Origin of the sequence: Marinobacterium iners DSM 11526, assembly GCF_900107855.1 — a bacterium.
GTDB classification, from domain to species: domain Bacteria; phylum Pseudomonadota; class Gammaproteobacteria; order Pseudomonadales; family Balneatricaceae; genus Marinobacterium; species Marinobacterium iners.
This window is the reverse complement of record NZ_FNRJ01000011.1, coordinates 51,387-67,181: the sequence shown is the minus strand read 5'-3', so window position 1 is coordinate 67,181 and position 15,795 is coordinate 51,387. Positions and strand designations below refer to the sequence as shown.

The following is a 15,795-nucleotide window of genomic DNA, read 5'->3' as shown; positions in this document are numbered from 1 at the left end:
GCCTCCTGCCGATAAAAAGCTACTCAGATTACGACCCGATTGCGCCCCTGCCGTTTGGCAGCATAAAGTGCGGTATCCGCCCTGTTCAGCAGCTGCTCTGCCGTTGTTTCAGCTGTAACGATTTGAGCACAGCAGCCCACACTGATCGTCACATGATCAGCAACCTGTGAATAGCCATGCTCGACATCGATTGCCTCTACAGCAGCGCGCATTGCTTCAGCCACCTGTGCCACGCCCCCTGCATCTGTTTCAGGCAAAATGGCGGCAAACTCTTCACCACCGTAACGTGCCAACAGATCACCGGGGCGCTTAACCACCTGCTGCAGTGCCGCAGCCACCTTAATCAAGCACTCATCCCCTTTGCCATGGCCGTAATGGTCATTGAACGGCTTGAAATAGTCGATATCCAGCATAATAAGGCCCAGCGACTTGCCACTGCGCTCAAGACGTTTCAGTTCCCGCTGCAGTGATCGATCAAAGTTGCGCCGATTGGCCACTTGTGTCAGACCGTCCACATGCGACATATCTTCCAGCATGTCCGTTTTGACCTTCAGGTTCATGTGATTGCGCACTCTCACCTTCACGATATCAGCATCGAAAGGCTTGGTGATGTAATCAACAGCCCCCAAACTCAGACCTTTTTTCTGATCTTCAATTGCATCCATTGCCGTCACGAAAATGACCGGAATGTGACTGGTGGTCGCATTGTTTTTAAGCTCACGGCACACTTGGTAACCGTCCATCTCCGGCATCATGATATCCAGCAATATCAGATCCGGAGGATGACTTCCACGGGCAATATCCAGAGCCTTTTGCCCTCGGTTGGCTACTTGAATTGTGTAGTCGCCTTTCAACAGGTTAGCCAAAATCCGAATATTGGCCGCCATGTCATCCACAATCAGCAGTGACCGTTTTTGTGCAACCGGCAACTGTGCAGTGCTTGCTGTTTCAGCAGTCGCAGGTGAAAGTTCTGCAGCGTCCTGGCGGGTTTGCAGCCATGAGTGCAGATGGTCAAAGAGCTGTTGTGCTGAGAACGGTTTGCCCAAGTGATCATTCATGCCAGCCTGAAGAGCCTTTTCACGGTCTTCAACCAGTGCTGCCGCGGTAAGGGCAATGATCGGAACCTCTGTATTGAAGGCTCTAATCGTACGAGCTGCCTCATAGCCATCCATAACCGGCATCTGGATATCCATCAATACCAGGTCATATTGTTCACGGCGAGCCTGCTCCACACCTTCGGCACCGTTTCCAGCCAGGCTGACCGTCAGCCCCATCTGTTCCAGTTGCGACTGGACAACCTGCTGATTGATCGGGTGGTCCTCCACAACCAGCACCCTTTGACCACAGAAGTGCTCGGATAGCTGTGATTGTGACTGTGGCAGCTGCACCTGATTCTGTTGATACAGGTGCGAAAGGGCATCGTAGAGTGAAGAACGATGAACCGGCTTTAGCAGACACTCAATATCATCTTCACTATAGAACTGGATGTTTGATTGGTCATGCGCCGAAACCATTAGCATTGCCGGCAGTTGACGCGTCATGCCGGCCTCCTCCATCACCGTACGGATCGTGCGCAACGCATTCAGGCCGTTCATTCCAGGCATTTCCCAGTCCATCAGTACAACGTCGTAGCTCTGCTGATGTTTGAGCCGCTGCTGCACCCTTTCCACCGCCCTCACGCCACCTTCCGCCTCTTCGACCACAAACTGCCAGGACTCAAGAATCTCTCGTAATACCTGACGTGCCAGGGGGTGATCGTCCACTACAAGCGCATGACATGCACCGTTTTCACAGCGAAGTGGTTGTTGTAAGGATTGCTCACTGGTTGCAGCCAAAGGCAACCTCAACCCAAAGCTGAAGCAACTGCCCACACCGGCTTCACTATGAAGGTGAATACCAGAACTGCCCATCAGCCTTACCAGCCGCTGACTGATGATCAACCCCAACCCCGTGCCGCCATGACGCCGTGTGATCGAGGTATCCGCCTGGCTGAAAGCCTTGAACAACCGCTTTTGCTGCTCGGGTGCCATACCGATACCGGTATCACTGATGCTGAAAACAAGCTCGGCTTGCTTATCCTGTATCGCTTTCGCTTCAATCAGTAATTCCACCGTGCCCTGCTCGGTGAACTTGACGGCATTGGCCATCAGGTTGGTGAGAATTTGAGTCAGGCGCAGATAATCCCCTTCGTACGCCTCAGGCAGGTCCGGTTCCAGGTGCAACACCAGTTCAAGACCTTTTTGACTACTGGGAAGCGCAAACAGCGATGCAAGATGTTGCAGCACATCACTCAGCATGAATGGGCGCGACTCCAGCTCCATTTTACCGGTTTCAATTTTGGAGAAGTCGAGCAGGTCATTCACGATTCCAAGCAACAGTTTGCCGGAGTGATGAACCTGACGGGTACGCTGCTGCATGTGCAGAGGCTGTTCCTCTCCTAGCTGCAACTCACTCAGCCCAATAATGGCGTTCAGCGGGGTACGAATTTCATGACTCATGTTAGCCAAGAATTCGGACTTGGACTGGTTGGCCTGATCAGCTTTAGTTTTCGCAGCCAACAACTGCTGGGCCTGTACTTCCTGTTTTTCCAGCAGCTGATTAAAGGCGCTTACCAGCAGCCCAACTTCATCATCCCGTACAACCGTTAACGGTTTAACCTCGGAAACGTTTCCCAGCATACCAGCGATTTGGACAGCTGCATTTCTCAGGCCACGCAACTGCCGCTTGATCAGCCAATACGCCAGCAATGCCACCACGACCAGCATCGCTGTGACTGCCATCACAACTTGCAACAGCAATGCTTTGACCGGTGCCAATACCATGGCCGCAGGAAAGGTATGTACCACAACCCAGCCCGTTTGCTGTAACGGTGTCGCTGTATACAACAGTGATTTCCCGCCGCCATTGGTCATCTGACCCTGCCACTCTTTTTGCTTCAGGCGATTGGGCAACGTATTAAAACCCAACTGCGAGATATGTCCCATGACGTATTCTCGCTTTGAGCTGGTGACTACAAGATCGCTTTCAAGATCCAACACCCACAGTTCACCTTCATCACCGATGGTTTGCAGTGATATCTCGGTCAGCAGGTTGTCTTCAGCCAAGCGAGTTGAACCAAGCGTCATGCCAAGCAATTGGTTGCGCCGGTTCAGTATGGGTACGCTGATCAGAAAAACCGGCGAGTTGACACCTCTACCAATGAGTGGCTTGGAAATATACGGCTGTTGCGTCCGCAATACGTGGCGGTAATGTTCACGGTCTCTCAGATCAATGCCAACACGCCCTTCTAGTACCGGGGAGTCGACCGAGAGCACACCCTCTTTACTGAGCACCGAAAGGCCATTATTAAAATGTTCATGAAGCTGTAGGCGTGAGTCCAGGACAGCCTGTATGGCCTCAAGCGGCAGTAGTTGCTCACCATCATTGAGCAACCCGGCCAAGCCTTTCAGCGTACGCGTGCGCACTTCCAGCCCGTGATCAATACGGCGTGCCACAAGGTCCGTGTAGCTTTTTTGATGCTCAAGCAGGAGGCCACGGTTATGCTGTAACACCAGCCACTCGATCATTGCCGTAAGCAATAGCGTCGTCACAAGAACAGACGCAAGCGTAGTCAGCAGCAATCGTTTGCTCAGCGAGTTGGATACGGGCCTGCGCATCAGTGATGCAGCTCAGACAACAGTTTTTTCAGCTGTGATAACTGAATCTTCGCTTTGTCAAAATCGAAGTCATCAAGGGCCTGACAAAGCCGTCGCCAGGCATCCTGAGCATATGGAAGCACTTGCTTCTCAACATTATTCAACAGAGACTCATCGATGAATTCACTGTTTTGAATGGCCTGCAGCAGTTGCTGAAGGTCAGCTTCCAATGTGTCATTACTACTGCGATAACAGCCAACGACTTCATTCTTTTCCCCCTGTTCATCGAGCCATCGTTTGATCTCTGTGGCTGTCTGTTTCAGGGTGTGCTCCAGTGTATTGATAGACTGGATTTCCGGTAATTGGGCCTGTTTCAACACTCTGTCAAGCGATACTGCACACTGAGCCAAATCCTTGAGGGCAAGGTTGCCGGCAACACCTTTCAGGCTGTGTGCTTTTCTTTGCGCAGCAGCGACAGCGGCTTCCTGGCCGTCTGATTGAAGGCTACGCAGTGTATCCGGCAAGGCTTGATATTCAGACTCAAGCTGCTGCAAAAACTCGGTCAGTACTTTTCGGTACAGAGGGCGATTGCCCGCCAACATGGCAAGGCCTGCTGCGGGATCAAAGCCGTTTGTCCTCGGTGGCAAGTGCTCAAACACCTGCGTATTAGCTGAAACCGCCGATACCGTTTTGTCGACTTTCAGCAGCCAATGAACCAAAACCTGCTGTAGCTCCTGGGTATCAATGGGTTTAGCAAGGTGACTGTTCATGCCAGCGTCAAAAGCCTTTTGTTGATCTTCAGCCATGGCAGCAGCTGTCAGCGCAATGATTGGCAACTGACACCCCCTCGCACGCAATTGACGGGTTGCTTCATATCCGTCCATCATTGGCATCTGTATATCCATGAAGATCAGATCAAAGTCTTTTTGTTCGAACAGTTCCAGCGCCTCCACCCCGTTAGTTGCCACTGTCACGTTAAGCCCATACTGCTGCAACAGCGCTTTCGCAACTTCCTGGTTGATCTCATTATCTTCAACCAGCAGCACTCTGCCTTGCAGATTTTGAAAATACCCCAGGCTATCGGGAATACTCTGTAACAGCGCCTGTTCCTGCCCTGGGCTGCACACCGGCATTATCAGTGAGAAGCCGAAACTGGAGCCTTGATGCAGCTCGCTCTCAAGCTCTATGCGAGCCCCTCCCATGGCTTCGACAAGTCGCTGACTGATCACCAGCCCCAGACCCGAGCCGCCATGCTTACGCGTAATGGAGTTATCTGCCTGGCTGAATGCAGTGAACAGCTTTTGCTGCTGTTCACTGGAGATACCGATGCCTGTATCAGTGACGCAGAAGCTGAGACGACGGAGTCCATCGTCCGTGACCTTGACGCTGACATTCAGCGTTACCGTTCCTTTCTCAGTAAACTTGATCGCATTACCCAACAGATTCGTCAGCACCTGACGCAGGCGAAGCTCATCCCCAACATAAGCTTTTCCCGCACTGTCATCGGTCGAAATATTCAATTGCAAGCCTTTCTCGGCTGCCATCTGAGCAAATAAGCTTTTAAGATTGTCGAGCAACCCAGGCAGGAAAAACGGCTGCGGGTCGATCTCCAATTTGCCAGACTCTATTCTGGAAAAATCGAGAATGTCATTGATAATTCCAAGCAACAGACGACCTGAGCGGTGAATTTTACGCAGCCGATCCTGCAAGGTGACAACGTCCTGTTCATCGATGCTGATCTGACTAAGACCAATGATGCCACTCATGGGTGTACGGATCTCATGACTCATGTTGGCAAGAAAGTCAGATTTGGCACGGTTGGCGGCATCGGCTTCGGCCTTTGCTGTGGCCAATGCTCGGCGAGCTTCTTCCTGCTCTGTCACATCACGGTTGATGCCAACGACCCGGAGTACTTCACCCGCAGAATCCCTGATGATCTTGGCCTCACCGTGCAGAATACGAACCTCGCTATCCGATCGTCTGCAAACGGGCATAGTCAGAACCAGCGTGGTCTCATGCTCCAATGCTGACCGGAACGTTTCAACAACCTGATCGCGGTACTCTTTGACAATTGCATTGCTCCAGTCATTGATCTCACCACTGAACTCGTCTGGACGCATGCCATAGAGACTGAACATACCCTGGTCCCACTCCAGCCGGCCTGTTTTCATATCCAGGTCCCATATCCCAAGATCTGCCGACTCAGTCGCGAGCATGAGACGTTCTCGACTCTTGTTCAGTTTTTCTTCGGTCTCTTTGAGGGCATTGATATTGAAATAGGTGCCCATCATGAAGCAGGGCTTGCCAGCTGTATCACGCTCCGTGACCTTGCCTCGACCCTGGATCCAGACCCAATACCCACCAGCATGGCGCAGCCGAAACTGGACATTGAACCCACTGCCCTGTTCGATGCTGCTCATCACTCCAGACATCATGTTCTGAAGATCATCAGGGTGCACCAACTCCTGGAACTTTTCGAGCGTCACCGCAAACTCATCCGGTTCATATCCCAGCATGGAATAGGCTTGTGGTGACCAGTTAACCTCATTGGTTAACAAATCCCGGGTCCACAGACCTGTGTCCGTTGCTTCCATGGTAAGCTGAAATTGAGCCGTGGTTTCCGCCAGTTTCAGCTCCTGCTGTTTTCGCTCGGTAATATCGTAGATATAACCGTTCCAGATAATTGAGCCATCAGCCATCCTTTCGGGAGTAGCACGCCCTTCGAGCCAGCGTTCGCCTGTTTCGGGATGGTTATATCGATACTGCTCTTCCCAGACCGTTAGCCGATCGGCAGACTCCCCTATACTCGTAGCAACCCGTTCAGCATCATCAGGGTGTAAACGTTCAAGTACAATTCGAGCATCTTTGGCTACCTGTTCGGGAAACACTCCATAAACGTCTCTGATATTCGCAGTTGCAAAAGGGAAGTAGCTGCTGCCATCCGGAAACAGCCGATATTGGTACAACACCCCCGGCACGTTCTCTGCAAGCCGGTTCAGTTGTTGTTTTTGCTCATATTCAGCCGTTATATCGGTATGTGTGCCGATAACACGCAACGGTTTGCCGTCAGCGTCAGTACTGAACACTTTGCCTTTGTCCTGAATCCATTTATAACTGCCATCCTTGCAGCGCACGCGGTGTGTGTTTTCGTAAACGGATGTTTCCCCTGAGAAATGTCGCTCAAGGTCTGCATAGGTTGCCGCTTTGTCGTCCGGATGAATACGCGAGTCCCACTCATCGAGCGAGTCTCCAATTTCATCCTCAGAGTAGCCCAGCATCGATTTCCAGGTCGGCGAAAAAAACACTTTGTTTGTCTGGGCATTCCAGTCCCAGACACCCTGTTGCGTGCCTTCAAGCACAGCTCGCCAACGTTGTTCATTTTCTGTGGCATCAAGGGCGGCTTGAACGTCTTCTTCATGTCGTTTAAGAAGCTCACGCCAACTTTCATAAGCCAGCCCCACCAAATCTTTCTGATGCAGCAGGCCCACCACCTCACCCCGTTTATCCGTGACCACCAGCCGCTTTAACCGACGCTCTCGGCTCACCGTTATGGCCTGTTGGATGGTCAAATCTTCCTCAACTGTAAACGCAGGTGCCGACATGAACTCAGTAACCGGATGCTGCCAGTCAGCATGAGTTTGTAGTGCACGGGTAATATCGCTTTGAGTAATGATGCCGATTGTTTGATTCGGCAGCGATATCAAGGCTGCAGAGTGACCGGCGCTATGCATTTGCTGCATGGCCGTCCTAAGAGTATCGTCTGGTTCGAGATGAGAATAATGCGTAAGTCTAATCAGATCCTTGATACGGACAGTTTCTGCCATATTCTGAGGGTCAATTCGGCTTATCAGATCCGTGTAACTGACAATACCAACCAACCTCTCATTCTCGTCTACGAGGCACAAATGTTCACTTGGAGAGCCTCTCAAGGCTACAAGACCATCAGCTACACTTTCGGTTGGTTTAACGCAGGAAACCCGAGGCAGGCATGCCTGTGACAGCGGAGCAGAGAAATCCGCCTCTGCCAAACGTAACCTGATCACAGTTTGTATCGTGATGATACGTAGCCCATCCGCCGTAACCACGACCACATCATGAATCGAGTGCGCAGCCATCAGGCTGACAGCAGAATGGATAGTATCGGATTCGGCCAACGTGATAACGTCACGACTGGCGATGCTCGATAGGGGGGCAAACAGCATCACAACTCCAGAGCTGGTACGTCAATACACACCAGACTTGACTGTCTTGTGTCAGGTCTGTGGACCGCTATTGAATCACTTTCCCCCGTTTCTGTCAGTAAATCCAAACTGTCACAATCTGACCAACTCTGCCGGAACAGGTTTGCCCATCAAGAATCCCTGCATGCTGTTGCACTGGTGTGTCTTGAGGAAGTCGCGCTGTTTTTCAGTTTCGACCCCTTCGGCCAGCACCTCTACGCCCAGACTTCGGCCCAATGCGATTACCGTCAGGATAACCGCTTCATCCTTGGGGTTACGGCCAATGTCGCGAGTGAAGCTCTTGTCGATCTTGAGTCGATTCAGCGGCAGGTACTTGAGACGGTCCAGTGAGGAGAAACCGGTACCGAAGTCATCCAGCGCCAAATGATACCCCGATAGGCGCAGGCGCTGCAGCTGTTGAATCACAAAGTCAGGATCCTGTTGAATCATCGACTCGGTGATTTCCAGTTCAATGCGCTTGCGTTCAAGACCAAACCCGTCTGCCAGTGCATTCAGGCGCGGGATAAAGTCGGCCTGCAACAGCTGATGCGGTGAAATGTTGATCGCAACCAGCGGAACATCCAGCCCCTGCTCCAGCCATCGAGACATCTGCTGACAGGCCTGTTCGATCACCTGCCAGCCCAGCGGCACAATCAGCTGGGTTTCTTCCGCCAGCGGAATGAACTGGTCTGGCCCCAACAGTCCGCGCTCTGGGTGTTGCCAGCGCACCAGTGCTTCCAGACCACAGAGGCGATCATCATCCAGGCGGTACTGTGGTTGATAGTGCAACACCAACTGATGTTCCTGCAGTGCCTGGCGCAGATCCTGTTCAACTGAAAAGCTTTGCACCGCATCCGAGGTTAACTGCTCGGAGTACAACTCATAACGATCCTTGCCCCGCGACTTGGCGCGGTACATGGCAGTATCAGCATGCTTGATCAGGCTGTCGGCATCACGCCCATGTGACGGGCACAGGCTGATACCGATACTCGCGGTCAGCTGCAGGCTATGCTCGGCAACCGTATAGGGACGGCCCACAATCAGCAGGATCCGCTGTGCCTCGGCAATGGCACGCTGCGCGGCACCGGGCACCAACAGAATGAACTCATCCCCTCCCATGCGGCACAACTTACAGTCTTCTGGTGTTTCCACACGCATCTGATATGCCAGCGCCTGCAGCAAACGGTCCCCTACCTGGTGCCCCAGGCTATCGTTGATCAGCTTGAATCGGTCCAGGTCTATGAACAGCAGCGCAAAGGGACTGTCAGGTGTTTTCAGCCACTCTGTCAGCTGCTCCTGCATACGGGTGCGATTGGGCAGTTCGGTCAGGTCATCGTGTCGGGCTTGCCAGGCAAGGTCCAGTGTTTGTTGCTGCACCCGCGCGACCAGCAGGCGTTCACGGTTGTACATCGACAGGATCAGCAAAGAGGCCAGAGCGCCAAGGCCGACCAGCAAAACCTGCAGATAGAGTGCCTGACTGACCGGGTGAGCGGCCAGATAGTCAGGCCCGGCCACTGCCTCCACCTGCCACTCCTGCTGCGTCAGCAGCACCGGAAACCCCTGACTCAGGCGCACCCCCTGGGAACCGGCCTTTACCGTGTCGTAGAACGAACCACCAAATCGCTCGGAGACTCTCAAGCCCACATGTTCGATGCTTGACTCCTGCAACGCGGCATCAAAAAACTGTGCCACCGTGAAGACGCCCACAATGAAGCCAAGCAGTTCACGCCGACTCTGCAGCAACTCTGTCCCCGTCTGGCGGTAAACCGGCTGCAAAATCAACAAGCCCGGCTCATCAGGTGCCTGGGTCAGATTCAGGATACCGGTTGCCACCGCCTGACCGCGTGACTCAGCCTGCAGTACCCAGCGACGGCGATCTTCCAGCGAGTAGAGGTTGAACCCCAGTGCGGCCCGGTTCTGTTCCAGCGGCTCGACATATTGTACCGGAATCAAGACATCTTCAGACGGCGGGGACTCACCATAAATGGCATACTCAGGGTTACCCAACAGCTCACGTGTGCGCTGCTCGAATTCGGTCCGTTGCGAACGCGGTACCAGCGGGTCCCAGGAATAGGCGCGCAGCGCAGGGTTGTCCTGCATGTGAGCAAATACCAGCTCTCGAAACTCCTCTGGCTTCAGATCCGGGCGACTGGCGATCTGTAGCTCAAGCCGAGTCAAATCACGCAGGTTTTGCTGAATGGTTGCCTGAATACGGGCGTCGATCAGTTGTACGTCCTGACGAAAACTGCGCTCCAACAGGCTGGACAGGTGAGACAGGTAGTATTGATTGATCACGATCAACGCCAATAAGGTTCCCAACAGTCGCACCGACAATACCCAACGGCGAGAGGCAGCATCAGGCTGGGTTGCCGGCAGCAGCGAGAGAATAAGAGGGGTACCGAAAACGGCACCAAAGCTGTCGCCCAGCCACCAGCTGACCCAATCCAGCAGCAGTCCCAGACTGCCACCGGACTGATTGATATACGTGACCGCAAGCGTTCCCAACGTGGCATTCAGGGTGCAGGTCAGCACCCCGGCAAAGAGCAGAAAGCGCAGCATCCAGCGCTCATTGACAGGCAACAGTGGATCAACACCGAAACGGCGTATCAGGTATGCCGCCAGGCCGGTTTGCAAGGCAGCCCCGCTGGCAATCACCAGTGCGGTCAGCAGGTGTCCCGTCTCTGGCAGGCTCCAACCGTTGGGCAAAATCAAATTGACCAGCAGACTGCCGAGCCACACCCCCGGCAACATCTTCGTACCAAAACGCAGTACAACAGCAAGTGCGAGGCCTGCCGGCAACCACAAGGGTACGATCTGGTCGTGTAGTCCAGTGGTGGAGAAGCCGAGTCCAAGGATCGCATAAGCGACGGCCAGTAACAGATTGGTAGCAATTCTGTTGGAGCTGTGACACACGACTGATGAATTCACAGTATCCACTGCACTCCCTGCAGGTCAGAAGGTTGAGACCCGGGTATTAAACATTTGCTCGATCATACATCAAAAGCCAAGACTGGGTATCTTCTCCAGTTGTTACAGATCAACCTTGCGGTGCTGCCAGCAGCATCTCCAGCTCTGCCACGGGCAGAGGCTTGCTGGCCAAGTAGCCCTGATACTGGTGACAGCCAAGCGTGTTGAGCAAGCTGCGCTGAGCTTCGGTTTCAACCCCTTCTGCCAGCACCCTCAAGCCAAGCTTGCGCCCCAGTACGATAATGGTTTCGACGATGGCACGGGCCTCATCACTTTCGAGCAGGTCATCCGTGAAGGATTTGTCGATCTTGAGCAGGTCCAGCGGGAAACGTTTCAGGTAAGCCAGAGAAGAGTAGCCGGTACCGAAGTCATCGATTGCCAGCCGCACACCCAGTGCGCGCAGCTGCTTCAACATGGCCACCGGCTCAAGGTTGGGCGCCATTAGTGCGCTTTCGGTCAGCTCAAGTTCCAACCGCTCCGGTGCAATACCGGTCCGCTTCAGCGCCTTGGCCACTTCATCCGGCAGGCTGTGATAGCGCAGCTGCTGCGGTGACACGTTAACTGCCACACGCGGAATGTGGAGCCCCGCTGCCTGCCAGCGGACAATCTGATCACAGGCTTCGTTCAGCACCCAGCGGCCAATATGGTCGATCAAGACCGTTTGTTCAGCGATCGGGATAAAATCGACGGGCGATATCAGCCCGCGCTCAGGGTCCTGCCAGCGGACCAGTGCTTCTACCCCGGTCATTTCACCCGTTTCCAAAGACCATTGCGGCTGATAATGAAGTCGAAGCTCATTGGCTTCTATGGCGTGGCCCAGTCTCTGCTCCAGCTCCAGACGCTGGCGAGCAGCCTGAGTAAGATCATCACTATAGAAGCTCAGGCTGCCACGCCGCTCCTTGGCTCGAAACAGAGCCGCATCCGCCTGCTGTAAGAGGTCTTCCGGTTTCTGTTTGAGATTGGTGATCAGACTGATGCCGATGCTGGCACCGACCCGAACCTCCACACCGCCGCTTAGCGTAAAGCTGCCGTCAAACTGTCGAATCAAGCTTAAGGCCACATTGGCTGCATCGCCTCCTGACGTTACATCCTCAAGCAATACCGCAAACTCATCGCCGCCCAAACGGAACAGCATATCTTCGTCACGCAGACGCAGTTTCAATCGCTGCGCTGCCTGCTCCAGCAACTGATCACCCACCAGGTGACCAAAGCTGTCGTTTACATCCTTGAAGTTATCCAAATCGATCATTAGCAATGCTGAGATACGCCTGTGGCGGCGGTTGTAATGAATACAGTGCCCCAACTGACTGAACAGCATCTGCCGGTTGGGCAAGCCGGTCAACAGGTCATGCAGTGCCTGATACTCAAGCCTGGACTCACTTTCTTTCAAGCGACTCAGGTCCGTATACACACCCACGTAGTGATTGATGTTGCCACGCGGTCCACGTACCACGCTGATGCTGAGCAGAGCCGGGAATACTTCACCATCACGGCGTCGACTCATGATCTCGCCCTGCCAGTGGCCGCACCGGTCCAGCTCGTGCCACATCTGTTCATAGAAGGCACTGTCATGACGACCGGAGGCAAACTGGTGCGGTGTGCTATCAACCAGTTCTTCCTCCGTCCAGCCAAACATTTCGTTGAACGCAGGGTTGATCTGGATAATGTGCTGGCGAGCATCCGTGATGACTACCGCCTCACGGGTACTTTCCAGTACGGCCGAGGCACGCTCCAGGCGTGCTTCCTGTTGCTGGCGCTCGGTCACATCGGTCAATACACCTTCGATATGCTGAACATTGTTCTGACGGTCCCGCTGCACATGAGTATGATCTTCTACCCAAATCACCTCATCCGAGCCCAGTTGTAGTCGGTACAACTGGTGATATTCATTTTCGCTGCGCTCAAGGTATCCTTCAATCTCAGCATTAACCGTGTCCCGATCATCCGGATGAATCAATTGCTCATAGTTGATTTCCCCCTTAAGCAGGCTCGCAGGCTCGATCCCCCAACGGCGCACATTGTCGGACACATAGGACACGGGCCAGCCAGGGCTATTCTCCCAGCGCACCAGCACCACTGGGCTTGCGTTGATGACCTGATTGGCCTTCTTCAGTGCCTGATCACGCGAGTGGTCAGCCAGGGCAAAGCTGATGTCATGGCTGAGTTCATCCAATGTATTCACAACTTCATCGGTGAAAAAGTCAGGCTCGCCGGCATACAACGTCATCACCACCCGCCGGCCACCGGCACCATTCAAGGGCAGGACAATAGCAGCATGGATATCATGACGCCGCGCCAGCTGATACCAGGGCTGGAAATCGGGATCGGTAAAAATATTGTTTGCCAGCATGCACTCACCCTGCCGGATAGCGGCCATGGTGAGCCCCTGTTCAGGGTAGTTGCGGCACAGTTGCAACAGCATTGGCAAGCTTTCTCCGCCAAAGCCGGCACTGGCCAGTGGTTTCAGCTGGCCACTTTTATCCAGCTGAGCCATCCAGGCAAATCTCAGCTTGCCAAAACGAACGGCGATATCGCAGGCGCTCTGGAAGATTCGATCCGGGGAGTGGCGTCGCACAATCATCTGGTTGATTTGTGACAGCATATTGTACAGGTTGGCCTGACGCTGGATCAGGGCCTCGTTGCGCTTCCGCTCAGATATATCCTGCATGATGGCCAGCATCCAGCCGCCGTTTTCACGCTCAATCTGAACATCAAGCCGAATATCCACCAAATGGCCTTCTGCGTGGCGCAGTTGTTTTTCGATCTGATAGCCATCCCTCAGGCCGTCCAATAAAGCCTGAAACTGATACCCTTCCTCTTCAAGCAAGTGTCCCGGGGTCAGTTCGCGCCAATCTGTTGCCATAAACTGATCGCGCTCATAGCCCAGCATCCGCAGCAGTTCATCATTGACGCGCACCCAGCACCGGGCAGCGGGGTCATAGATGCCCATTCCGATCAATGGCATGTCATAAAAGCGCTGCAAAATTCGGTCACGTGCATCCAGGTCCGCCTTGGCCTGCAAACTCAACCTCAGTCGTTGCTGACGCCAGAGCAGCAACAGAATGAGCCCCACCGCCAGCATGAATATCATGCCCAGCAGCAGCATCCAATGCAGCAGGGTATCGAGTGGCGCGAGCACTTCATCACGATCACGTTTTATTACCAACGCCCAAGGAGAGTTGGTGACGGTTCTGTAAGCCGCCAGCACCGGGACACCTCGGTAGTCCTTTCCAGCAACCTCACCCGAGCCACCAGAAACCAGTGCGACAGCACCAGGAATTGTTTGTTCGATCAGAGAGATGGTTTGCGTCATAGGCCGAGCATCACTGTGCTTCAGCGGTGAAATATAGACTCCTCGGTCCCCTTTCGCCTGCAGCAACAGCAATTCCGCACTGTTTCCACTTAACAGCCACTCAGACAATATCGGCTGCAACGAAGTTTCAAGCGGTCGATAAAGCTCCAGCGCGATGCGATCACCATGGCTGGGCCTAGATAGGCGCACCCAAGCTGTCGCCTCTTCATCCTGCAGCAGCTGCAGCCAATCTCTCTGGCTGATTCTGAAGGGCTTGAGCGTATTACCATTAGCCTCTATACGAGGGACCATTCCCAGCTGAAGCGGCTCCCTCCCCGGAAAGTGGATCTCGGCCCCGGAATAGCCCAGCCCCTGCAACAGGCTGGAAACGGCCTGCTGCATGTGTGCAAAGCGCTCCGAATCGGGAATAACTGTACTGCTACCAGTTTCCAGCAGCTGCTCAATGGCACCCAGCTCCTGACTGCTGTGCTCCAGCCATTGACTGATTTGCGAGCTTTTCAGCTCGGAGACCTGGCCTAGCCGATCAAGCTCACGCTGCTGGAGTTCGGGGCCATAAAGCCGGGTAACCGACACAGCCAGTAACGGTACCACCAGCAGCAGCGTAACAAAGGCAAACACGAGATAACGCTGACGCCCTGGCGCTCTGTGGTTGGAGAGCTCTTCAAAGCGATAATGGGTCAAGGCCAGGAAAATCAGGGCGGCACTGATGAGCACAAAGGCCACACCCTTGTAGCGGCTGACCTCAGCAAATCGGTGAATATCGCCGGCCAGGTAAACGACAAGCTGGTCGCTGAACACAATCCACGCAACCCCCAGTAAGGCATACAGCAGCGTCAACATCTGCGGGGATCGCATTTGTGAAAGTAGCATCCTGTTACCTTCCCTGCCCAAAAGCATTGAGAATAAAATCTACCTGTCCGGCCAACCCATAGCAATCAGACCTCTGCATTAAAGCTCACCAGGGAAGAGTGCTGCCATCGTAATTGATAAAGTCCCCACTTTGTTCCTGTGTCAGCCCATTCAAAAGCGAACGCAGAGCGGTTACGCTCTCTTCCGGCGTAATCAGAGCATTGCTGCCTCCCATGTCTGTCTGAGCCCAACCTGGGTGCAATGCAACCACTTTTACCCCGGCCCCCGACAGGTCGATGGACAGGCTGCGCACCACCTGATTCAGTGCCGTCTTGGAACTGCGGTAGTAGTACCCCCCACCCGCGGTGTTATCGGTGATACTGCCAACCTTACTGCTGAGAAATGCAATCGTCTTCAGCTCACTGGCCGCGATGCGCGGATAAAGCGCCTGCGTCAGCATCAACGGGCTAAGCGTATTGGTTTCGAGTACCTGTCGCCAAAGCTCACGCTCCAGGGTGCCAAACGCCACACCCTTGGGACCGTAATAACCCGCATTATTGATCAGCAAATCAATGCTGATGTTATCCAGCACACGATCCAGCGCCTTGATCTGACCATCCTTGTTCACATCCAGCGTATGCAGGTTGATTTGCTCGGGAAAGCGGGCTTCCAGCGCCTGCAGTGCCTCGGCATGCACCAGATCCCGCGCACAGGCATGTACATGCCAGCCATCCCGTGCATATTGATAGGCGAACTCAAGCCCCAGACCACGATTGCAACCGGTAATCAAAACTGTTCTGGCCATCTGTGC

5 protein-coding genes are annotated in these 15,795 nt (G+C 53.9%); all 5 read right to left on the bottom strand.

Features of this window, described 5'->3' with window-relative positions; all coding sequences use genetic code 11:
* Positions 1 to 23: 23 nt before the first annotated feature.
* The 5 genes from BLV48_RS12280 to BLV48_RS12260 all read right to left on the bottom strand — a co-directional run bounded on the left by BLV48_RS12280 (position 24) and on the right by BLV48_RS12260 (position 15,789).
* On the bottom strand, positions 24 to 3,656 hold the full coding sequence (locus tag BLV48_RS12280) for a response regulator (RefSeq protein ID WP_091827086.1): 3,633 nt from the start codon (positions 3,654 to 3,656) through the stop codon (positions 24 to 26).
* On the bottom strand, positions 3,656 to 7,837 hold the full coding sequence (locus tag BLV48_RS12275; RefSeq protein ID WP_091827085.1) for a PAS domain-containing protein: 4,182 nt from the start codon (positions 7,835 to 7,837) through the stop codon (positions 3,656 to 3,658). The genes BLV48_RS12280 and BLV48_RS12275 overlap by 1 nt, the downstream gene beginning before the upstream one ends.
* 111 nt (positions 7,838 to 7,948) lie before the next feature.
* Complete coding sequence (locus BLV48_RS12270) at positions 7,949 to 10,783, bottom strand: bifunctional diguanylate cyclase/phosphodiesterase (protein WP_217633010.1); 2,835 nt, start codon at positions 10,781 to 10,783, stop codon at positions 7,949 to 7,951.
* A gap of 109 nt (positions 10,784 to 10,892) precedes the next feature.
* Positions 10,893 to 14,990 carry an EAL domain-containing protein gene (locus BLV48_RS12265; protein WP_175527664.1) on the bottom strand — a complete coding sequence of 1,366 codons (4,098 nt, stop codon included), beginning with the start codon at positions 14,988 to 14,990 and terminating at the stop codon, positions 10,893 to 10,895.
* Positions 14,991 to 15,090: 100 nt separating this feature from the next.
* Positions 15,091 to 15,789 (bottom strand): SDR family oxidoreductase, encoded by a 699-nt coding sequence (locus tag BLV48_RS12260; RefSeq protein ID WP_091827082.1) that lies wholly within the window; start codon positions 15,787 to 15,789, stop codon positions 15,091 to 15,093.
* Positions 15,790 to 15,795: the final 6 nt, after the last annotated feature.